The sequence below is a fragment of the Dongia deserti genome (genome assembly GCF_003574735.1).
Classification (GTDB): Bacteria; Pseudomonadota; Alphaproteobacteria; order Dongiales; family Dongiaceae; genus Dongia_A; species Dongia_A deserti.
In genome coordinates this window covers 1-21808 of the sequence record NZ_QORW01000012.1, presented here as the reverse complement: position 1 = coordinate 21808, position 21808 = coordinate 1, and the positions used below count along the sequence as shown (strand labels likewise).

At 61.8% G+C, this 21808-nt stretch carries 18 protein-coding genes; 4 read left to right on the top strand and 14 right to left on the bottom strand.

What is annotated here, in order from left to right; genetic code table 11:
- Positions 1–73: 73 nt before the first annotated feature.
- From DTX69_RS18935 to DTX69_RS30750, 9 genes are all read right to left on the bottom strand, one after another.
- Positions 74–2134 carry a PAS domain-containing protein gene (locus tag DTX69_RS18935; protein WP_119303130.1) on the bottom strand — a complete coding sequence of 687 codons (2061 nt, stop codon included), beginning with the start codon at positions 2132–2134 and terminating at the stop codon, positions 74–76.
- Between the two features lie 151 nt (positions 2135–2285).
- On the bottom strand, positions 2286–2675 hold the full coding sequence (locus DTX69_RS18930; RefSeq protein ID WP_119303129.1) for a response regulator: 390 nt from the start codon (positions 2673–2675) through the stop codon (positions 2286–2288).
- A gap of 72 nt (positions 2676–2747) precedes the next feature.
- Complete coding sequence (locus DTX69_RS18925; protein WP_119303128.1) at positions 2748–5120, bottom strand: mechanosensitive ion channel family protein; 2373 nt, start codon at positions 5118–5120, stop codon at positions 2748–2750.
- A gap of 125 nt (positions 5121–5245) precedes the next feature.
- Positions 5246–6028, bottom strand: a complete 783-nt coding sequence (locus DTX69_RS18920) for a 2-keto-4-pentenoate hydratase (protein WP_119303268.1) — start codon at positions 6026–6028, stop codon at positions 5246–5248.
- A 52-nt stretch (positions 6029–6080) separates the two neighbouring features.
- On the bottom strand, positions 6081–9308 hold the full coding sequence (locus DTX69_RS18915; protein WP_119303127.1) for an error-prone DNA polymerase: 3228 nt from the start codon (positions 9306–9308) through the stop codon (positions 6081–6083).
- Positions 9305–10078, bottom strand: a complete 774-nt coding sequence (locus tag DTX69_RS18910) for a type II toxin-antitoxin system VapC family toxin (RefSeq protein ID WP_119303126.1) — start codon at positions 10076–10078, stop codon at positions 9305–9307. The genes DTX69_RS18915 and DTX69_RS18910 overlap by 4 nt, the downstream gene beginning before the upstream one ends.
- The gene (locus DTX69_RS18905; RefSeq protein WP_284735915.1) at positions 10075–10311 is read right to left on the bottom strand and encodes a FitA-like ribbon-helix-helix domain-containing protein; all 237 of its coding nucleotides are present in this window, start codon (positions 10309–10311) and stop codon (positions 10075–10077) included. The genes DTX69_RS18910 and DTX69_RS18905 overlap by 4 nt, the downstream gene beginning before the upstream one ends.
- Positions 10312–10363: 52 nt before the next feature.
- The gene (locus tag DTX69_RS18900) at positions 10364–11779 is read right to left on the bottom strand and encodes a Y-family DNA polymerase (RefSeq protein WP_284735914.1); all 1416 of its coding nucleotides are present in this window, start codon (positions 11777–11779) and stop codon (positions 10364–10366) included.
- A gap of 28 nt (positions 11780–11807) precedes the next feature.
- Positions 11808–12659 carry an ImuA family protein gene (locus DTX69_RS30750; protein WP_284735913.1) on the bottom strand — a complete coding sequence of 284 codons (852 nt, stop codon included), beginning with the start codon at positions 12657–12659 and terminating at the stop codon, positions 11808–11810.
- 253 nt (positions 12660–12912) lie between these two features.
- Between DTX69_RS30750 and DTX69_RS18890 the strand changes: the two genes are divergently transcribed.
- Positions 12913–13650: a hypothetical protein gene (locus tag DTX69_RS18890; protein ID WP_162917355.1), complete on the top strand. Its 738-nt coding sequence runs from the start codon at positions 12913–12915 to the stop codon at positions 13648–13650.
- A gap of 60 nt (positions 13651–13710) precedes the next feature.
- On the opposite strand, the gene DTX69_RS18885 is transcribed toward DTX69_RS18890, so the two are convergent.
- Together DTX69_RS18885 and DTX69_RS18880 are read right to left on the bottom strand one after the other, a co-directional pair.
- Positions 13711–15213 carry a DEAD/DEAH box helicase gene (locus DTX69_RS18885; RefSeq protein ID WP_119303122.1) on the bottom strand — a complete coding sequence of 501 codons (1503 nt, stop codon included), beginning with the start codon at positions 15211–15213 and terminating at the stop codon, positions 13711–13713.
- A gap of 219 nt (positions 15214–15432) precedes the next feature.
- Positions 15433–15960 carry a hypothetical protein gene (locus DTX69_RS18880; protein WP_119303121.1) on the bottom strand — a complete coding sequence of 176 codons (528 nt, stop codon included), beginning with the start codon at positions 15958–15960 and terminating at the stop codon, positions 15433–15435.
- 77 nt (positions 15961–16037) lie between these two features.
- Here DTX69_RS18880 and DTX69_RS18875 point away from each other — a divergent pair, with 77 nt between their 5' ends.
- Positions 16038–16493, top strand: a complete 456-nt coding sequence (locus tag DTX69_RS18875) for a DUF1489 family protein (protein WP_119303120.1) — start codon at positions 16038–16040, stop codon at positions 16491–16493.
- Positions 16494–16584: 91 nt separating this feature from the next.
- On the opposite strand, the gene DTX69_RS18870 is transcribed toward DTX69_RS18875, so the two are convergent.
- The 3 genes from DTX69_RS18870 to DTX69_RS18860 are packed head-to-tail and all read right to left on the bottom strand — an operon-like array spanning position 16585 to position 19617.
- The gene (locus DTX69_RS18870) at positions 16585–17160 is read right to left on the bottom strand and encodes a chromate resistance protein ChrB domain-containing protein (RefSeq protein ID WP_162917356.1); all 576 of its coding nucleotides are present in this window, start codon (positions 17158–17160) and stop codon (positions 16585–16587) included.
- A 55-nt stretch (positions 17161–17215) separates the two neighbouring features.
- On the bottom strand, positions 17216–18634 hold the full coding sequence (gene chrA / locus DTX69_RS18865) for a chromate efflux transporter (RefSeq protein ID WP_284735912.1): 1419 nt from the start codon (positions 18632–18634) through the stop codon (positions 17216–17218).
- Positions 18631–19617, bottom strand: coding sequence for a chromate resistance protein ChrB domain-containing protein (locus tag DTX69_RS18860; protein WP_284735910.1), 987 nt, complete (start codon positions 19615–19617; stop codon positions 18631–18633). Before DTX69_RS18860 ends, chrA begins: the two co-directional genes overlap by 4 nt.
- 156 nt (positions 19618–19773) lie before the next feature.
- Between DTX69_RS18860 and DTX69_RS18855 the strand changes: the two genes are divergently transcribed.
- On the top strand, positions 19774–20658 hold the full coding sequence (locus DTX69_RS18855) for a Fe-Mn family superoxide dismutase (protein WP_284735909.1): 885 nt from the start codon (positions 19774–19776) through the stop codon (positions 20656–20658).
- 15 nt (positions 20659–20673) lie between these two features.
- On the top strand, positions 20674–21126 hold the full coding sequence (locus DTX69_RS18850) for a chromate resistance protein ChrB domain-containing protein (RefSeq protein WP_119303118.1): 453 nt from the start codon (positions 20674–20676) through the stop codon (positions 21124–21126).
- Positions 21127–21808: the final 682 nt, after the last annotated feature.

Genomic DNA, 21808 nt, shown 5'->3' with positions numbered 1-21808 from the left:
TTCGTTGGTCAGTGGCGACGAAGCCTCAGTCCCGGAGGCTTCGTCGCCAAATTTTTTTGTGAGGGAAAGATTCTCAGCCGTCTAGCGTTTCCCTGATGCATGCCGCCAGCTCGTGCTTGCGATAGGGCTTCGATAGCACGCGCACGCCCGGGTCGAGCTTGCCGAGGCGCAGGATCGAATCTTCCGTATAGCCCGAGGTGAACAACGTCTTGAGATTAGGGTGCCGGCTCTTGGCGGCTTCCGCGAGTTGGCGGCCGGTCATGCCGCCGGGCATGACGACATCCGTGAACAAGAGGTCGACCGAAGCGCCATCTTCCAGAATCCTCAGCGCCTGGGGGCCATTGGCCGCTTCGATCACCTGGTAGCCGAGACCACGCAGCTGGTGCAGCACCAAGCGGCGCACATCAGGATTGTCCTCCACCACCAGAATGACCTCGCCACCGCCCTTGTGCGGCGTGGCGGCCGGCGCGGAGTCGGCGGTCGCCGATGCATTGGAAAGGCGCGGCAAATAGAGCCGCACGGTCGTTCCGTGGCCGACCTCGCTATAGATCTTCGCGTGCCCGGCGGATTGTTTCGCGAAGCCGTAGATCATGCTGAGGCCGAGGCCAGTGCCCTTGCCGACTTCCTTCGTTGTGTAGAACGGCTCGAAAACGTGGGCCAGGATATCGGGGGACATGCCGGTTCCGGTGTCCGTCACGGCCATCATGACATAATCCCCAGGCGCGACCTCCGCTTTGCTGCTGGCATAATCCTCATCAAGGTGGACATTGCCGGTCTCGATCGTGAGCTTGCCGCCCTCCGGCATCGCGTCGCGCGCATTGATGGCGAGATTGAGCAGCGAGTTCTCGACCTGACCGCTATCCGCCAGGGCCGGCCACAAATCCTGGGCAAGCTTCAGCTCGATCTCCACATGCTCGCCCAGAGTACGGCGCAACAACTCGTCCATGTCGCCGATCAGCCTGTTGAAGTCGACCTCTCGCGCCACCAGTGTCTGCTGACGGGAAAAGGCCAAAAGTCGGTGGGTGAGGGCGGCGCCGCGCTCCGCGGCACGCAACGCCTGTTCGATCGGCGGACGCATCTCGCCCGGAATGCGTTGCGGATCGAAATCGAGCGCACCGATGATGACCGTCAGCAAGTTATTGAAATCGTGTGCCACACCGCCGGTCAATTGGCCGACCGCATCCATCTTCTGGATCTGATGGAGTCGCGATTCCGCATCGCGTTGCGCGGTGACATCGCGCCCTGAGGAGATGACGTGCAGCACGCCATCCTGCATGAAGGGAACGGCCTGCAGCTCCCCGACCCGCGTCTTGCCGTCAAGGCCGAGAATCCTCATCTCCGCGAGGGGCAACGGTTGGAGTCTCTCCTTCAATCGCCGGGTCCGTTCCATCGCGCGCTCGCGGTCGTCGGGATGGATGATATTGAAGATCGGCATGCCGATCAGCTCATCCGGGCCGTTCGCGCCGAACAGTCGTGCAGCCGCCGGATTGGCGAACTGTACCCTGCCGTCCACATGGATCCAGATCCCCTCCTGCACCAGATCAAAGATGTGGCGGAATCGCTGCTCCGACGCCTGCCGTTGAGCCTCGCTTGTGGCGAGCGCAAGCTCCGCGCGCTTTTGCTTGGTTCTGTCGATATCGAAGCCACCGATCGCGATGACCTTTCCGGCCTCGTCCCGGATCGGAAACTTCACCAGCAGCGCCCACTCGTACTCCACGTCGGGCGGCATGCGGACTTCCTGGAGGATCGGCTCACCGGTTGCGACGACTTTCTGGTCCATCGCATCGATGGCGGCGGCATAGGTCGGGTCATAGATGTCGCGGATGGTCTTGCCGAAATAGTGCTTCTCGCCCATGCGGAAGACGCGTTGGGACTCGCGATTGTAGAACAGGTAGTGTCCTTCGATGTCCTTGATGTAGGTCACGAAGGGTGCGTTCTGGATCAGCGACAGAAAGATCTCCCGCAGCCTTCCTTCGGTTTCGGTCTGCCGCGTGGTCTCGCGCGTCGGCGTGGCGGCCGCCTGGAACAGGGCGCGCATTTCCTCCGTCGCGATGTTGACAGCCTCCTCCAGCGAGCGCGCACCCTGGATGCGCAGCAAGGCATTCGCTACGGAGGCAATCCTGTCGTCGGCCATGAAAGCCCTCTGGGAGATGCGCTCAGCGTAAAATATCGCGGCATCCCAGCCACGCCATCATAGCGCGTCCGGGCCACGCCGAAAGAGCGGATTTAGGGGTCAGATTTGCCCGATCAGGACCTTTGGTGCGGCACTCAGAGCCGCCTGGCGCCTACTCCGCCGCTTCGGCCTTCGCGATCACGCCATGGATGGCGTCGTAGTCGACCGGTTTGCGCGCCGTCCCGATGATGTTGAGCCCGCGCATCCTGCCGGCCTGAGCGGCGCTGTCGAGGTCCGGCTGGGAAACGCCGCTGATGACGATGACGTCACCCTTGAATTTGAGCGTACCAAGCACGCCGAGCAAAGCGTATCCATCGCGGTCGGGTATGCCGATATCGAGCACGACGATGTCTGGCTTCCAATCGGTGACCAGGCGCTCAAACGCCTTGGTGTGATCGAGGGTCGCGACCTCCAGAGAAAGGGCCGTGCCGGCGCGCTCGATGGTCGCGACGTCCTGGGGCTCGTCATCGACGATGAGAATCCGCCCCGTCTTTCTGGTCATCAGCGCGCTCCGTTCGTGAGGACGCCGCTATCCGAGACCACAAAGGGTTAAGAATCAATTGAAAATAGGTGCTCAGGCAGGTTCGACCACCCGGCGCCCGAGCTCCTCAAGCGCCGGCTGTATGCTGATCTCTGCCGTACCGACCGGTCGAACGCGTTCGCGTCGCATGGCCGCGTCGATCGCGAAGTTCAGCGCGCTGAGTGTGGGCAGGTAGTAGTCGGTGTCGGTGACGAAGCAGCGCAGCTCGAAATCCAGCTTCTCCTCGCCAATCGCGCGGAGAATGACACTGGGAGCCGGATGCTTCATCACGTGCTCACCCTCACGGGCGCAGGCAAGGAGCATGCTTTCGATCCGGCGCGGATCCGCGCCAAGCGGGACACTCAGCTTCACGATCACGCGGGCTATGCGGTTCTTGTGAGTCCAGTTGGTGACGGGGCTCGCGACCAAGGCGGAGTTCGGCACGATAACCGAGGCACGATCGAAGGTCTCGATCTCGGTCGACCGCACTGAAATGCTTTTTACGATGCCTTCGGTGGCGCCGACGACGATCCAGTCGCCTGCTTTGACCGGCCGCTCGATCAACAGCAGCAGGCCGGCGACGAAGTTCTCCACCACGGTGCGCAGCCCGAAACCGATACCGACGGAGAGTGCACCGGCCACGAGGGCAATCGACGAGAAGTCGATGCCCAGCACCATGATCGCGATCATGATGACGATCAGGCCACCGATATAGCCGACGCCCGTGGAGATCGAGTTCTGCATGCCGAGATCGAGTTGAGTGTTCGGCATCACCCGCTCGCGCACCCAGCGCTTCATCCCACCGACGACCAGGAGGCCGATGGTGGCAATGAGGATCGCGGTCCCCACATCGATCAACGACAGATTGATGTCGCCAAGGCGAATCTGGGTGAAGAACCGCACCAGCCAGGCATTGAGCAGTGTGGGCGAGATCTTGCAGGCGAGCAGAACCCCATAGATGACCGGCGGCCACAAGATCAGGTCCGCCGCAAGGCGGATCCAGAAGGTGAGGCGGCGGCCCGATTCCGGTGAGAGTCCTGTCGTGCGCGATAGTCTGTCGTAGAAGCGCCGACCGGGTGTCATGAAGGCGCCGATGCCTTCGCCGATAACTTCGCGCAGCAGCAGTGCACCGCCGATCAGCAGGGTGGATTGCGACAGAGCGGCAAGAAGATCGGTCGCCAACGACGCATAGCCACCCAGCGCGGCGACTAGCGCGGCAATGATGACCAGGCTTGCGATCGTCCGCACCAGCCAGGACAGGCGCGACTTGAAATGCGTGTCGGTGACCCAGTATTTCGCGCGCAGGCAGGGCAGGAGCACGACGACGGCGATGATGCTGGCAAAAAGCGCGATGATCGAGGCGAAGCTGTCGGACGGATGCAGCTTGGTCGGGCTCGAGACAGCATTGTTGGCAATGCTCAGCAAGAACAGCAGGCCGGCGCCCGTAACGACACGTCCGCCGAGCATCGCCGCGGCTCTCTCCGGCACGGGTATGATGCGCCAGGCGGGCAGATCTGGCGACAGGCAGGCGATCGTCAGGCCCGAGACCACGAAGAACAGGACGAGGCCGCCGCCGCTCGCCAGCACGAAGATGGGGAACGCGGGATCATACTCCTGGGGAAGGGTGACGACGAAAACGATATAGAGGGCCACGATCGCCAGGGACGGCAGCAGGATGCGTGCGATGGTGCCCGCCACCGCCGCAATCATCCGGTGGGTGTAGCTTGGCGTCTCCATCTCGGCGACCGGGCCCCACTTTGCGAGCACCCAGCGACGGACGGGAAACGCCAGGAATCCCGCAAGGATGAGAATGCCGATGCCGATCGCGATGGCAAGCCACCCCATCTCCGCGATCTCGAGATTGCGCCACCATTGCATCGCCGACGGCTGGATCTTCTGGTAGATGACGTCGGTGTCAGACAGCGCGTCCTGCCAAGTGCCCAAGGACAACGGCAGGGGGCCTTGGACCGCGAGCTTGCGCTGGGTCATCTCCTGCTCACGCCGACCCATCTCATCCTGGATTGCCTGGACCCGGGCGATGACCAGCTCTGCCCGCGTGACCCTGCCCTGGGAGCGCGTCAGCTCTTCCGACAACCTGGTGCGATTGGCTGTGATTCCGGGATCTTCTGGCGGCTGGCCTTCGGTCGGCGGTGCTCCCAAGCGGGCGAGTTGATCACGCAGCGGGTCCGTCTGCCCTTGCTCCTGCGAACGCAATGCCCGTGCTTCAGCCCCGAGGAGTTTCAGCGTGCGGAGGATCTCCGTATGGCGCTCTGGAGGCAGTTCGGACTCCGCCGCCAGAGCCCGCTCGATTCGCGTGAGCGTGGACTCCCAGTTCGCCAGCTTCGTCGCGGGCGAGTCCTGAGCCGCCGCGTGCCATCCGATTGCTGCAAAGAGGATGCCGAGGAAAGCCGCCAGGAATCGCCGCATGAGTCCTTCAAGACCGTGCAAAATATGGAAAACGGCCGCCCCGCAGCCTTTAAATCGGCGGCTAGACTAGCCAGCAAGGACTGCTTGTCCAGCGCCAACTTTCCATTAATCCGAATGGATTAAGGCTAAATGAAGGCGACGGTCACCTGGCCGAGGCCGATGAACTCCGCCGTTACCTGGTCGCCCGCCGCGACTGCCGGCGGCGTGAAGCAAGTGCCGGTGGTGATGATATCGCCTTCCTTGAGGCCGATGCCGCGCTGCGCCAGATGATTGGCAAGCCAGGTCAAAGCAATGCGCGGATCGCCCAGCACATTCGCTCCAGTTCCTTCGGCGATCACGGTGTCACTCTTGAGCGCGCGGACCCGCTGAGTTGAGAGATCGAGCTGCCGCCAGCCGTGCACCTCGGGGCCAAGCAGAAACCAGGATGCGAACGCATCGTCGGCAACGATCTGTGCCGCTCCGATCTCGGCAAAGCGATCAAAGCGCGCGTCCGGCACTTCGATCGCGAGGTGAAGCACGGCAACGGCATCACACACTTCCCGCTGCTCATAGGCCGCGTCTCTTGGCGGGAGGGCGCGTCCTATTCGGAAGGTGAACTCCGCTTCCATCACTTTCATATGCAGCGGTGCCGCCGGCAGGCGTGCACCATCCTTCAGCACGAAGTTCTTGAAGAGTCGGCCGGCGAGCGGTTCGGTAACGCCGATATGCTCCTGCCCGGCTTTGCTGGTCGCAGCGATCTTCCAACCCAGCACGGGCTGAGCCGCCATGGCGACCATCGCATCCTGGATCGCATGGCCCTCTTCCAGCGTGTGCGGACGCAGATGATCGGGCAGAGTATCGATGCGGCGCTGCTCAATGCGTGCTTGCCACAGCAGGGCGGCGGCCTGCTCGGTCTGCGATTGATCCATGATGTGCATCCCCCTGGAAGCTATGTTTCCCGGAGCATAGTCAAGGACGAGGTCAGTGGAAATCCCGGCTGCGGACGCGCAGGCGCTGATCGCCGCTGGTGGCGTATTTCACCTGGTCGCCACGCGCGATCACCCGGTCCGTGTCATGCTGCTCCTCATTCAGCGTGCGCAGCAGCGGGCTCAAATCCGTCACCCGATCCGCGACCACATGAATCACCAGGCCCTCGCGCTGCAGCTTCCCCTCGATTGCGACCATCCGGCTGCCGAGCACGATGCGGCGATAGGCTTCGAACACTTTGGGCCAGACCACGATATTGGCGATTCCGCCTTCGTCCTCGAGGGTCATGAAAATGACGCCGCTGGCGGTGCCGGGTCGCTGGCGCACCAGGACAAGGCCAGCCACCTTGATCCGCTCGCCGTTCCTGGCGGTCGCAAGAGTCTTGTTGGGTGTGATGCCAAACCTGTTCAGCCGATCCCGCAGCAGCGAAACCGGATGGGCGCGCAGCGAGAAGCCGATCGTGTGATAATCCTCCAGCACCTGCTCGCCCAGGCTCATCTCCGGCAGCGGTGCCGACAGATCCTCCGCCGGAATGTGAGACGGCCAACCGCGATCGGCTGATGTGTCGTCATCCGCATCGAACAAGGGCAATTGCCCTTCATCCAGAGCATGGATCTGCCACAAGGCCCGGCGGCGGTCGATGAACAGCGAGCCATAGGCATCGGCCTTGGCCAGGGTTTCCAGCGCGGCCGGACCCAGCTCGCTTCGGCGCCACAGATCGTGCAGCGTGCGATAGCCGGCGCCGCGCACCTTGATCAGCGCGTCGGCATCCTGCTTGCGGCAGCCATTGATCTCGCGGAAGCCGAGACGGAGTGCCAGCTTGCCGTCATGCGTGCGCTCGAGCGTGTTGTCCCATTCACTGACATTGACATCGACCGGCCGCACTTCGACGTCGTGTTCGCGCGCGTCGCGCACCAGCTGCGCCGGCGCGTAGAACCCCATCGGCTGCGAATTCAGAATGGCACAGGCGAAAACGGCTGGATGCCGGCACTTGATCCAGGCCGAGACATAGACCAGCAGGGCGAAGCTGGCAGCATGGCTTTCCGGGAATCCGTAGTCGCCGAATCCTTCGATCTGCTTGAAGCAGCGCTCGGCAAAGTCGCGGCTATACTCTTTCGCAACCATGCCTTCGATGAATTTCTCCTTGAGGGTGCCGATCGTCCCGTTCCGCCGGAACGTCGCCATGGCCCGCCGCAGCTGATCAGATTCCGCAGGTGTGAAACCGGCCGCAACAATGGCGATGCGCATGGCCTGTTCCTGGAACAGGGGCACGCCATAGGTCTTCTTGAGGACCTCATGCAACTCCGCACGCGGGATGTCCGCTTTTTCCAGCCCATCTCGCCGGCGCAGATACGGGTGCACCATGTCGCCCTGAATCGGTCCTGGCCGGACGATCGCGACTTCTACCACCAGATCATAGAAACTGCGCGGCTTGAGGCGCGGCAGCATGCTCATCTGCGCGCGACTTTCCACCTGGAACACACCCACTGAATCCGCCTTGCACAGCATGTCGTAGACTTCGGGCTCTTCCGGCGGAATGGTGGCAAGTGTCAGCTTCTCTCCGCCGCAATGCTGCTCGATCAGCTCGAATCCCTTGCGGATGCAGGTCAGCATGCCAAGTGCCAGAACGTCGATCTTCAGCATGCGCAGCGTATCGAGATCGTCCTTGTCCCATTCGATAACCGTGCGGTCCTCCATCGCCGCATTCTCGATCGGCACATATTCATGGAGGTCGCCGCGTGTGATGACGAAGCCGCCGACATGCTGCGACAGATGGCGCGGAAAGCCGATCAACTCGCCCGCCAGGGCGATAACCTGGCCAAGGCGAGGCTCTTTGAGATCAAGGCCAGCCTGGCGGATATGCTGCTGAACGATGTTGTCATCGCCCCAGCCCCAGACCGTCTTGGACAAGCGATTGAGCACGTCCTCGCTGAGGCCGAACACCTTGCCCACGTCGCGCATGGCGCTCTTCGGGCGGTAGGAAATGACGGTCGCGGCGATGCCGGCGCGATGCCGACCGTATTTCTCGTAGATGTATTGAATGACCTCTTCGCGCCGCTCGTGCTCGAAATCGACGTCGATGTCCGGCGGCTCGTTGCGCTCGGCGGAGACGAACCGTTCGAACAGCAGGTCGACCTTGATCGGATCGACAGCGGTGATGCGCAGGCAATAGCAGACGACCGAATTCGCTGCCGAGCCGCGGCCCTGGCACAGGATGCCTTTGCTCTCTGCGAACCTGACGATGTCGTGCACCGTCAGGAAATAGGGCGCGTAGTTCAACTTGGCGATGAGCGCCAGCTCCTGTGCGAGCGTGCTTCGAACCTTTTCCGGTATGCCATTCGGATAGCGTTTCGCGGCGCCTTCCCAGGTCAGCTGCTCCAGGTGCTGCTGCGGCGTGAGGCCCTCGGGCACCGGCTCGCTGGGATACTCATAGCGCAGCTCGTCAAGCGAGAAACGGCAGGAATCGGCCAGGCGTGCGGCGTTCTCCAAGGTTTCCGGCCAATGCCGGAACAGGCGCTGCATCTCATCCGGTGATTTCAGGTGACGCTCGGCATTGGCAAGCAGGCGGAAACCGGCTTCCTCGATGGTCACGTGTTCGCGGATGCAGGTCATCACGTCCTGCAGCGGCCGCCGCTCCGGCACGTGATAAAGCACATCGTTAGTGGCAATGAGGGGCAGGCGATGCTCTGCTCCCAACTGGGCAAGCCTGCGGATGCGCCGCGCATCATCGCCGCGATAGAGATGGCTGGCCGCCAGATGTGCGTTCCTGTCGATATCATTGCGGAAACGTCTCAAGAATTCAGCAAAGCGTTCGTCAATCTCTTCCGGCGCCAGCGCCACCAATTGCTGACCGAGGCGATGATCCAGCACATCCGCATAGGTCAATTCGCACTTGCCTTTTTCCGTGCGTCGCTTGCCGAGGGTGAGCAGCGTGCACAGCCTGCCGTAGGCCGCGCGATCCTCCGGGTAACAAAGCAGGCTCGGCGCATCCTGGAGATCGAGCCGGCAGCCGACGATGAGGCGGATCGGCTTGAGGCGCTCCTTGATCTGATTGCAAGCATCATAGGCCCGCACAATTCCCGCCACCGTATTGCGATCCGTGATGCCGATCGCCTCATACCCCAGCGCAGCAGCCTGCAACGCCAGCTCCTGCGGCCGCGACCCACCCTGCAGGAAGGAGAAGTTGGTGGTGACCTGGAGTTCGACGGGGCGGAATATCATTTTTTCATTTCAGTGCCGGCTACCTTAAATTTCTGCCAGCCGATCCTAATGTGTTCAGATAAACGAACGAGAGAGATGAGATCGTTGTCACTGCTTAACGACAGCGATTTCCTGACATTCTCCTGCAGTTGAGTCCAATTACTGCCGAAGTGGCCCTGTCCAAGCCAGCCTAGAGCAATAAGGTCGATCTTCTGGGTATCTGAGAGAGCTTGAATGTCGTGCCTGATGCTTCGAAACACAGGAGTATCGAGATTAAGTTTGATGTCATTTGTATCAAGGCTCTTCCAGGTCTTTTCAATGTGTTCGAATTGACGTATGAAATCTTTGATCATCTCCTCCGAAAGTGAAATATTGTAACGGTCGTCCAACCTTTGGCAGATGAGAGCCAACGGTGTTCCTGCCAAACCTCTTCTTAATCTGTCGTCGGCAGTAACAAGGGAGCTATCGAGAGACTCTGCGCAAGCTAGATAGAGGCAGTCATATACCGGATGCTTGATCGACAGAGCTATCTGCAGTGCGCGGTCGATAAGTTCACTAACTGGTGACAGCGTAATCGGGAGGTCACGGAGAGATAGAGCAATCTTTTGGGCTTGCTCTTCTTCGATTTCACCTCGGATAACTTTTTTCCATGCAATGTTGCCGACTTCTGCTAAGAGCAGGTCGGGGGCATACAGGCGTTCTTCGCCTTTCAAAAGATACCGGGCGTGCTCATGCAGTGGTTCATCGATGAACCACTTGATCGCGACACTGGCATCTATAACCAGGCTCATCGCCGACGATCCTCACGCAGAAGCTCAGCGCTGTCAGTCTGACGAACGTTAGGAGTCATCGCGGCGATGCGATCAGCCTTTGCAAGGAAACGCTGTCTCCGCTCTTGCTCTCTGACGATGCCTGAGAGAAGTTCGCGCAATTCCGCTTCCAGAGATCGGTGATTTGATTTTGCTCTCGCCTTCAGTTTTGCGACGACCTTGTCGTCAAGATCGCGAATGGTAACGGTTGCCATCTTTGTTCTCCCTTTGGTGACAGCAAAATGCTAGCATAATGCTGTCACCTTGTCATCCGAACATCCCATGCATGAACCAGCGCGGAGTTGGTGTCGTTTGATAGAGCCCAGCGCGATAGAGCCAGAAGCGGCGGCCCTCGGAATCCTCTACGCGATAATAGTCGCGGATCTCGGCATCCTCGCCGCCGGGCAGCCACCATTCCGGGGCGATGCGCTCCGGCCCTTCGGCCGCGCGCACCTTGTGCAACACGTGGCGCCAGCGGAATTGCACCGGCGGATCGTCCGGGATCGGCGCCACGGCCTCTATCGGTTCCGGATGCGGCAGCAAGCGGATCGGGCGCTGCGATGCCTTCGGCCAATGCAGGCGCGGGCTTTCAGCGAGCGGCGGCAGGCGACGCACGGCACGCTCCGGAATGTGGCTCTCGCAGGTCTCGACGCGATGGACGGCGCTCTCGCCCAGCCGGTTGCTCAAGCGATCGATGAGCGGCGCCAGATCGTGGCGGATGGCGCTGCCCGCTTCGAAATCGTGCTGCTGTGTCGTCAACCGCTCCATCTCGCGCCCCGACAGGCGCATCGCTTCGAACCCGTCATCAGGGTGGAGCTGATTGAGCTTTTCCTCGAACAGGCGGAAGAGATGCGCGGCATTTAGGCTGGCACGCGCGGTCCCGATGGTGAGGCGCTGCGTCTCGCCATCCAGGCGATAGCAGGAGAGGTCCAGCTTGCGCGGCCCGCTTTCATGCGGCCGCAGCGCTTCCGTCAGCCGCTTCAGCAGCAGTGTGAGCGCGCGGTCGATATCGGCGCGTTGCGTGATCGGCTCGGCGAAGTCCATCCGCACATAGCATTGCGGCGGCGGCAGAAGGGGCGACAGGATCTCGTCCTGCCGGTCCAGCGCCTGGTCCAGCCGGTCCATGAGCCCGGTGCCGAACCGCCGCGCCAGGGCCGCGCGCGGCAGGGTGCAGAGATCGGCAATGCGCTTCAGCCCCAGCCGCTGCAATTGCGCGCATAACTCCCCCGGCAAGCGCAGCGCTTGCGGCGGCAAATCGGCCAAAGCGGCTCTCTGCTGACCATGCGGCACGATCGGGTTCGTACCCGCGCCGAAGCGCGCGGCGCCCCATGCCGCACCGATCGTATCTGCGACGGCGACGCGATAATGCAAGCCGAAGGTGCGCATGTGCCGGTCGAGATCGGCGAGCATCCGCGTTTCGCTGCCCCACAGATGCGCGCAACCGGCGATATCCAGCATCAAACCATCGGTGCCGTCGATTGCAACCAAGGGCGAGAAGCGTGTCGTCCAATCGGCGAGGCGCTTGAGGTCCGCTGCATCCGCTTCGGGATCGAGCGGAAGCACCACGACCTGCGGTACCCAGGCGCGCGCATCGGCCACTGCCATGCCGGGCTTCAAGCCGAGCGCCCGGGCAGCAGGGTTCACCGCCTGGATTTCCAGGCGGTTGCCCGCTTGCGCAGCCATGACTAGCGGCGGCTCTGCTGGCGCGCGCTCAGCCGAAGCGAAGGAGGGTGGCCGTTGCCCGCCCTGCTTCAGGTTCCGTCGCTGGCGCCGCCGATATTGATCGGTCGGCCAGTGCGGGAGCCACAGGGACAGGAAACGCCGCGCCCCGCTGTTGATCAGCATGATCGAACTCCATGATCCAGGAAGCTGCCGTCGCATTGCGGCAGCGCCAAAGATCGAGACGCCAATGCGCCGGCCCCAGCTCCGGCAGTGTTGTCAGCTTTTGATCCGGCATGCGCGCGTGAGGCTGGGGCGTAATACGCCAGCGTGTGACCGCTGCGATCGGCTGTGCGCGCTGTTGTTGCGCTGCTTCCTGCGTCCGCCAACGCCGTAATAAGAAGCAGGGAATGCCGACTTGTTCTGCCGCCAATTGCAGACGGCGCGTGGCATTGAGCGTCAGAACGCCTGTCTCTCCCACGACCGCGCTCAAGGATCGGCTGCGCAAGGCTTCCTCGAGCGCCCAGCACACTTCCGCATCGCGCCGGGCGGAAACGAGGATCAACCGCCGCAGATCAAGCCCGAAGGCGGCAAGACCAGGCGCATAGAGATCGGTATCCTGTGTGATCCAGGCGATCCATCCCGTCGCCGCATTGGACTTCAGTGAGCGCGCAAGAAAGCCGGCACCTGCCGCGCCTTGTTCCTCATCGCCGGCATGGCCGGCAATTTCATGGACAGCGCCGAGTGGAACACCGGCTTCCTGCAGATAGGCATCGACGGAAGCCATTCCGGTGGAAAGCACAGCTGCCGGTGCACGTGACTCCGACCGCAAGGCGGGAATGCCGGCAATTCGCTGTTTTAAGTGAGCCAAGTCGATCCGAGTGTTCATCGCCTGCAGCCGCATTCTGTGTTCTCTTTTTGTTCTAAACACTCCTGACTGTCAAGCGTCCCATCATCCTTAGAATGTCATTCAACATCTCTGAAAAAACACCGCTAAATGAATGAATTACATTGACTTTCACTCGTTTCGGTTCATGCCCCATTCAGGCGTTCATTGGTAGCTTCCCGGCACCAACTCGAACAACACGAGGAAGTCAACAATGAGGCCAACCATTCGTACTCTTCTGACCTCGCTTCTGATCGCCGCGGTCGCCCCGATGGGCCTGGCAGCGCTCGATCTCGAGCAGCCGGCCTACGCGAAGAACGGCGGCGGGAACGGTGGGGGTAACGGCGGTGGTAATGGTGGCGGCAACGGCGGCGGCAATGGTGGCGGCAACGGCGGCGGCAATGGCAACAACGGAAACCACGGCGGCAATAGCGACGCCGCGAAGAGCGAAGCCAAGGCAGCAAAGGTCGATGCCGAGGACGGCGAGGGGTTGCATCCCAGCGAACTCGGGAAGCTGAATGGCGTCCTGCACGCTTCCGACACCGCCATCGCGAATGCCAGTGCCAACTCGCCGCTCGGTATGGCGCGCGAATTCGGTGAAGCTTTGAGAGGCTTCCTCGGCATGGACGACGAGGAGACGGCGGACGAGGGCACGACCGAAGAGGGTGACGAGGTCGCCGATGAAACGACCGTCGATGAGCTCGGTGGAATGGTGGCCGGAATGACCAACAAGACGGTCACGGGCGATCAGGTCCAGGCCGTTGCCAACAAGCTTGGCATCCCGACCACCGATGAGGCGCCGACGGGCGAAACGACGGACGAGACCGCGGAGGAAACGGGTCCTGCGCTCGACCAAGGAACGGCCGATGCTATCGCCGCCGCGGCCAATGGCGCCCCCAATGACGACATCGACGGCGATGACGCTGGAGATGACACCGGTGATGACACGGCTGATGCTGGGGACACTGGTGACACCAGCGATACCGGTGACGAAACCGTCACCAACTAAGGCTGGAAGACTGCAGCAAGCTTGGCGCGGGAGGAAACTCCCGCGCTTCCTTTTTTGGGATCAGCGCGCTTCGCTGCGGCCGCGGCGCAACAGAAAGGCCGGCGTGTGATCGCCGAAGGCGAGGCCCGGCAAGCCGCCATCCGTGTGATGAACACGTCCATCCCGGCGCTGCGGACGGGGCGGATGCTGCTCCGTTTCCTGGTGATCCCGGCCGCCTGAACGGCGCTGGTGGCGGTTGAAGTGCGGCTCCTTGTCGGCCGGCAGGGGCAAAGCGACGCTGGCTTCCAGCATGGCGTGCCGGCCGATCTCGCGCTCCGGATGCGGCACCACCGCGTCGATCACTTCCTCGACCTTGCGCTGGCGCTTCTCTTTCTGCTGACGGCCGCGGTCGTGGCGGCTGCCCCGGCCGCGATGCTCCCGCCCGCTGGCCAGAGCGACGCCTTCCAGGCCTTCGATGGTGATGCGCGGGATCGTCGTGCCCACCAGTTTCTCGATCGCAGCAACATATTTGCCATCGCTCGGCGCGGCCAAGGTGAAAGCGTGGCCTTCGCGCCCGGCGCGCCCGGTGCGTCCGATCCGGTGCACGTAATCCTCGGCATGCATCGGAACGTCGAAATTGAAGACGTGGCTGAGGCCCTTAATGTCGAGCCCGCGGGCAGCCACGTCGCTGCACACCATCAGCCGCACTTCGCCGCGCTTGAACTTGTCCAGCGTCTCCGTGCGCGCCGGCTGCGACATGTCGCCATGGAGGCGCACCGCATCGAAGCCATGCTTGGTAAGCGACTTGAACAGGATCTCCACATCGCGTTTGCGATTGCAGAAGATGAGCGCATTGGTGACGTTCTCGCTACGGATCAGCCGGCGCAAGGCTTCGCGCTTCTGCTCGGCCTCCACTACCACCATGGCCTGAACGACAGTCGCGGCCGCCGTCGCTGGCGGAGCAACGCTGACCTCCTTCGGATTCATCAGGAACGCATCCGCCAGCTTGCGGATCTCCGGCGCCATGGTGGCGGAGAAGAACAGGGTCTGCCGCAGCTTGGGCAGCAGCCCGACGATCCGCTCGACGTCCGGAATGAAGCCCATGTCGAGCATCCGATCGGCCTCGTCGATCACGAGGATCTTGACATCGTTCATCAGGATCTTGCCGCGCTCGAACAGGTCGATGAGGCGGCCGGGTGTGGCGATCAGCACGTCAACGCCGCGGTCCAGTTTCTTTTCCTGATCGGTGAAGCTTTCGCCGCCGATCAGGAGCGCATAGCTCAGATTGGCGTTCTTGCCGTATTTCTCGAAGCTGTCCGCCACTTGGGCCGCCAGCTCCCGAGTCGGCTCCAGGATGAGGGAGCGCGGCATCCGGGCCTTGGCCCGGCCGCTGCTCAGGATCTCAATCATGGGCAGGGTGAAACCGGCGGTCTTTCCGGTGCCGGTTTGGGCGCATCCCAGCACGTCCCGGCCCATGAGAACCACTGGAATTGCTTGGGCTTGGATGGGGGTGGGCTGCTGATAGCCGACGTCGGCGATCGCTTGCAGGATAGAGGGGCTGAGCCCCAGTTCTTCGAACGTCATTATCTCAAGATGCGGGCATTTACTGGGATCGCCGAAGGGCGAAAGTGGGCAGGGGGAGCCCGATCCCGCTGCCGATAAGGTCGCGCGCACTATAGGGATAGGGCAAGCTTTGTCAATTCAACCGCTTGGCGCATAGTTTGCACTTAACTCAGACTTCATAAGTCAAATGGTGAGGGTCGGTGCTTATTCACCGCGGCGCGTCCCAGCCGCCGGCGTCGATCAGCAGCCCGGAACGAAGCAGATATCGCGATCATTGCGATCGTCCGGGCTGGGTCCGGGGAACAGCTTCACGACCGAGAAACGCACGAACTTCCGGAACCGCGGATCGTCCGGCCCGGAAATGTCGGAGACCGATCCCGTCAGGAAGGTGAGGGCAGACCCGTAGCCGGGGCATAAGGCCGCCACCAGCGTCAGATCGCCGCTTGTCGGTCCGCCGCCGGACGCCTGGCACGCCAGATCCTTATTCACGCTCCTGGAGCCATTGAAGGCGAGACGGATGCGGTACGGACTCGCATCGGTCGGAACAATCCCCGGCGGCTGAATAGTCTCGGATACCAGATCGTTGAACGCCTGCTGATCCATGCCGAAGGGGTTGCCGGACACATCGGCCTTGAGCGCCCGCGTATAAGGGACGAATTGGTACTGCTGCGGGTCGTAGCCCGATTCCACACGAATGCGATCAATCCTCCCGGGCGTGCAGCCGGTGGCCAGCGCACCGACCAGGAGGATCACAAGAAGTCTGGACATCGCTGTCTCCTCGGGGAATCTGTTCAAAGTCATTTGACGACCATCAACCCGCCAGCTAGGCATCACGTTTTCGAGACATGACCGTTCACCTTATCAAACTTTGTGTAGGCGTCAGCGACGTCAATCAACTCATCCAGGAGCATGAGCGACTGACGAAGCAAGCGCTCAAGCGCAAGAAGCCGGTCGAGGATCATCATTGGACGCGCATGCGCCCAAAGCGCGCCGACGAGGTGCTCGACGGCGGCTCGCTCTACTGGGTCATCCGCGGCGTGATCCGTGTCCGGCATCGGATTCTACGCTTGGATGACGTGACGGATGCAGACGGGCAGGAATACTGCTCGATCATCTACGACCCGAAGGTGACCCTGGTGGAGCCGCGGCCGCGTCGCGCGTTCCAGGGCTGGCGCTATCTGGAGGCGGAGGACGCGCCGCCCGATCTGCCCAATCAGCGGCAGGCGCTCGCCAATGCTGCGGCAGAAGGCGATATGCCGGCGGATATGCTAGCCGAACTTCGGACGCTGGGCCTGTTCTAGTTTGTCTCTGCGCCCGCGTCGTCTTGGCAGACGCCGCCCACTCCACAGGGAGACCGTGGCACGGGGAATTTCATGGTCCGCCGCTTCGGTGTCAGCTGCGCCAGAACGGCTTCCTGCATTCGTCGGCGACTTGGTGGGGCGAAAGCCCGATATCGCCGAGCAAATATGGATCGAGTTCGGCCAGCGCCCGGCGTTCGCGCCATTGGGAGAGCCACAGGACGATACCGCGCTCAGGGCGGCCAACTGGCTCCAGGTTCTGCGCCCATCGATAGAGTGCGTCGTACAACATAAGACCCTGAGAAACCCGCGCTTGGTCATCACGGATGCCGCGAGCCAGGCCAAGCGAGATCGCGCGCAGTCCCGCAGCTTCTGGTATCGTGGGCGCATTGTCGTTGTCCGCCTCACGCACGATGGCGGCGATCCGCTTCAACGCCGGGTCATTGAGCTTGTACTTCGCAAGAAGCATGTCGAAGCTGCATCCCCGACCGCCGTGCCAAAGATCCACGCCGGGAACGTCGAACGGGATGGCGCCCGTCGCGCTGGCGACGCCTATCACTTCGTCAACGTGCACGAACAGAAATGTCGGATCGCTGTCGATGAAGCGGGTGATCAGCCATGGGCAAGCGATGCGGTCGATCTTCGGGCGCTGTCTCGTGACCCATTGCATCGTCCACCTCCATTCGTTTTACCGCGATACAAAAAAGGTTTCGTTGCGCATCGGATCAGAAAACACCCACGGTCAGGTACAAGGCGAGTCCCGCTGCCGAGCAAACGGCCAGCACCGGGATCATCCCGACCTTGAAGCGGAATACCGCCACAAGCGCAGCGAGCGTCAGCAGCGATGAGAGGACGTTCACGCTGTCGAGCATTGGCACGTCCTGTGGGATGCCAAAGATCGAGACCTCGCGGACTTCCCTGAACAGGACGTGGAGCGCGAACCACACCGCCAGATTGAGCACAACGCCGACCACGGCGGCCGTGATCGTGGCGAGCGCGGCCGACAGCGCCTTGTTGCCGCGCAGCCCCTCGATGAAGGGAGCACCGAGGAAGATCCAAAGAAAGCACGGCACAAAGGTTACCCAGGTGGTCAGCAGTCCGCCAAGGATGCCAGCAACAAGCGGGTCGAGAGCCCCAGGCGCCCTGAAGGCGCCCATGAAGCCGACAAACTGCGTCACCATGATCAGCGGTCCTGGGGTCGTCTCCGCCATTCCAAGGCCGTCCAGCATCTCGCCTGGCTGCAGCCAGTGATAGGTTTCCACTGCCTGCTGCGCGACATAAGCGAGGACTGCATACGCGCCGCCGAAGGTGACGACCGCCATCTTGCTGAAAAAGACTGCAATGTCGGTGAATACATTCTCGCCACCCAGGAACAGGAAGAGCGCTAGGGTTGGTCCAAGCCATAGCAGCAGGAAAATAGCCGATACCCTCAGCGACCAGGCGAGCGGCGGCCGAGCGTGCGCAGGCACCCCGGTTCCAAGAGCGGTTTCCGCATCTGGAACAGCCTTGCCGTGACTGCCTCCGTGTCCGCCTGCGACCAGGAAGGGCTGCAACCCAGCGCGCCCGCCCACGAAGCCGATCACTGCTGCGCCCAGCACAATCATCGGGAAAGGCACATGAACGAAGAAGATCGCGACGAATGCAACGGCAGCAATGGCCAGCATGACATTGTTCTTGAGCGCGCGCTTACCGATGCGCACGACGGCTTCCAGCACGATCGCCAGCACCGCGGCCTTGAGGCCGAAGAAGATACCCCGCACCAGGCCAACATCTCCGAGAACGGCGTAGATCACGCTCAAAGCCATGATGCAAACCACGCCCGGCAGGACGAACAACGTGCCTGCCAGGAGCCCGCCCTTGGTCTTGTGCAGCAGCCAGCCAATGTAGACGGCGAGCTGCTGTGCCTCGGGACCAGGCAGCAGCATGCAATAGTTCAGCGCATGCAGAAACCTGTTCTCTCCGATCCAGCGCTTTTCCTCGACAAGAATGCGGTGCATTACGGCGATCTGTCCGGCAGGTCCGCCAAACGAGAGCGCCGCCACGCGCGCCCAGACTCGCACGGCATCCGAGAACGTGATCCTGTGACTCAGCGGGGTGTCAGCTCCGGCCGGAGCTGCCATGCTGGTCGGCGATCGCTCATTCATCGTGGATTTCCCGGCTTCTTCTGAAAATACAAATAGAGATCGTCGAGGATAGCCTTGCCCCGCGCGATCCTTTCGTTGTCGTCGGCGGTGGCGACGCAGATGCTGTCAATCAGTGTCTTGATGCCAGCCGCTTCGTCGCGGCCGAACTTGGCGTCCTTGAGATCGATGTCGTGCACGATCGCGGCGATGTCTTTCAGCGCGGCATGACGGAGTCCCGCCCGTTGCAGGAGCACCTCGAACGTGCAGCGGTCGCCTTCGTGGGTGTACTCAGCCTCGAACATGTCGAACCGCAGGTCGCCGGCCTCGGGCTTGTACCCTTTGCTATCGACGAACTTGAATTTGCCCTCGGGGTCGATGAATCGGTGGATCAGCCAAGCAGAGGCAATGCGATCGACTTGCACGCCACGGCGGGTGACCCAGGTTCTTCCCTCCAACTCGCCGGGCAGTCGGTGCTCGATTCCGTCACTGGCCATGACGCCTTCCTTTCTGACCCTCGCTTCCAGCGCGGAGACGATGCCTTCTGCCGTCTCTCGGCTGTTGGCGCCGAAAAAATCAATGGCGGCGATCTGCGTTAGCCGGGTGCGCAGCCGCGCGAGCTGGGCCCTAGTGTCCGCTTGCGGTCCATTCGAAGGCGCGTTCGCAAAGACCATGGCCAGCTCCCTGGCTTCCTTTGCCACAGCTTCGTAGTCAGCGTCGCGCTCGGCTCGGAACATCTGGCGGATCTCGTGGTCATCAAGGCCTTCAATCATCCGCGCCTCGCAGACCATAGCCTCGCCACCGCCGTCAGCGATCTCTCGCCGTATCCACTCGAAATCCTCCTGAGTCTGCTCGTTCGAGGGGAGAACATAGACGGAGTTCTTCACGCCAATAGCGCCGATCCCCTGCAAGCGCCGCCAGACCTTCACCCGGAAATAAGCTGGCTTCGCGGGCAATTGGTGGATCAGGAGCAGCCATCGCTCGGCTCCATCTTGCGCGTCCATCATGAGCCATTGATATCACCGTCCGGTCGACTTTGCAACAGTTGTATCATGCATAATATGCCTGTATCATAAAAAGAAATGAGAACGGAGAAAGCCATGCCATATTCAGTTAAGCCACTGTTATTCAAGCCTTCTCGGCTCCACGGATTGTCAGAGCGAATGATGGCCAGCCATTACGAGAATAACTACGGTGGCGCTCTGCGGAGGCTGAATGCCATCGAGGCGAAGCTGTCCGGCGTGGACTGGGATAAGGCTGCGGTGTTCGAGATCAATGGCCTGAAACGTGAGCAGCTGATCGCCGCGAACTCGGTCATCCTGCACGAGGTCTACTTTGATGGATTGGGCGGCGACGGCAGTGATCCGTCCGGTTCTCTCGCCGAGCACCTGGAACGCGACTTTGGCAGCGTCGAGGCTTGGAAGCGCGAGTTCATCGCGATGGGGAGGGCATTAGCCGGCGGCTCTGGCTGGGTTCTCCTGACTTGGTCAGCAAGGCTGGGCCGCCTCGTGAATCAGTGGTCCTCCGATCACGCGCATTGCCTCAGTGGTGGACAGCCGATCCTCGCGCTCGACATGTACGAGCACGCCTATCACGTGGACTTCGGCGCCAAAGCCGCTGCCTATGTCGATGCCTTCATGGCGAATATCCACTGGGGGCGCGTCGCGGAACGGCATGGCCGCGCGATGGAAGCACCGCACTTGTCCTCGGAAACCTCACGCGAGGGGGAAGCGATCACCGTCGAAGAACTGCGCGATATGCTCGCCCGAAATGGCGATGTGGTCGTGCTCGATGTCCGCTTGGCCGACGATCTCGCCAACGGCACGGACATCCTGCTTAGTGCCCAATACCGGGACCCTGCTCGGCTCGAGCAATGGGCCAAGGACTTGCCGAAGGATCGATTGGTGATCGTCTACTGCGTTTATGGCTTCCAGGTGAGTGGGGACGCGGCCGCGGCGCTCAGGCAGCGGGGATTCAACGCGCGCAATCTGACCGGTGGTATCGCCGCCTGGCATGCCATCGGCGGACCGACAATGCCGAAGAGCTAGAGGAGGTGCCGAGCCGTGAGGTGGATTACGAGAGAGCGCCCGAAGATCGACCGCATCGCTTGCCCGTGGCTGATCAGTCGCTTCATCGATCAGCAGCCCGAGTTTCTCTACGTGCCGAGCGACAAGGTCCTGGAGGTGGCGAAGCAGACTGGAGCCACGCCTTACGATATCCCAGGCGTTGAGTTCAGCCATGTCGCCGATAAGTGCAGCTTCGATGCATTCCTGGAGCGCTACGATCTGCACGATCCTGCTCTGGATCGGCTGGCCCTGATCGTGCGTGGCGCGGATACGTCCCGCCTTGACCTGACGCCGCAGTCGGCTGGTCTGTTCGCGATCTCCCTGGGTCTATCTGCCATCTTCGGCGATGACCATGAGATGCTCCGCCACGGCATGGTGATGTATGACGCTCTGTACGCGTGGTGCAAAAGCCTGCAGGGCGAGACGCATAATTGGCCGCCGCAGAATTGACGTTCGGGCGTGCGATCGAGTGTGCCGCGGACCATATACGACGATGCCGTGGAGGCGGCATCACGCCGAACGTCGGTCACTAGCGGGCGCGCTGATCCCAAAATTCGAACGACTTCGGCGTCGGAATCGACGGGAGAGTCTCGGTTGAAGAAGCCCGGCAATGCTCTCCTTTGCGCCTGGTGCGCAATTACGTTGAGCAAGGCTTGGATGCCAGGCGTCTTGGGAAAGCCGGGAGTCTGCGATATCCCGACGCACGAATTCTGGGCTTGCGATGCCGCGTGGTCGACCCCATCTTGGCAGAGCGGGGTTGTGGATAAGATTGTTGCGTTTTCCTCTTTACACCCCGCGCGGACTCGACTAGAAACCGCGCCGTCGAACGGAGCCGCTGGTTCTAGGTCGGCTCCGGAAACAGCAGCAGAAAATCGCTGTTAGTTCTGCGGGTGATGCCCCGAGGGGCGCTTGAATCACCCACCCGGCATCGCTATATTGCGCGATTGTCTCCGGCCGAATCAGGCCAGAGCGTCGCGCGTGCGACGCCCAGCTATTTGACAGAGTTGATATTGAGAGAAGGGATTCGCGGGCGGCGGGCTTTTGGGTGGTATCCGGAGCTTTTGCTGTTTTCGTGGATCTTGGGTTTGGTTGTTGTTGGTTGCGGCGGTGTGGAGCGATCTGTGCTGTTGGG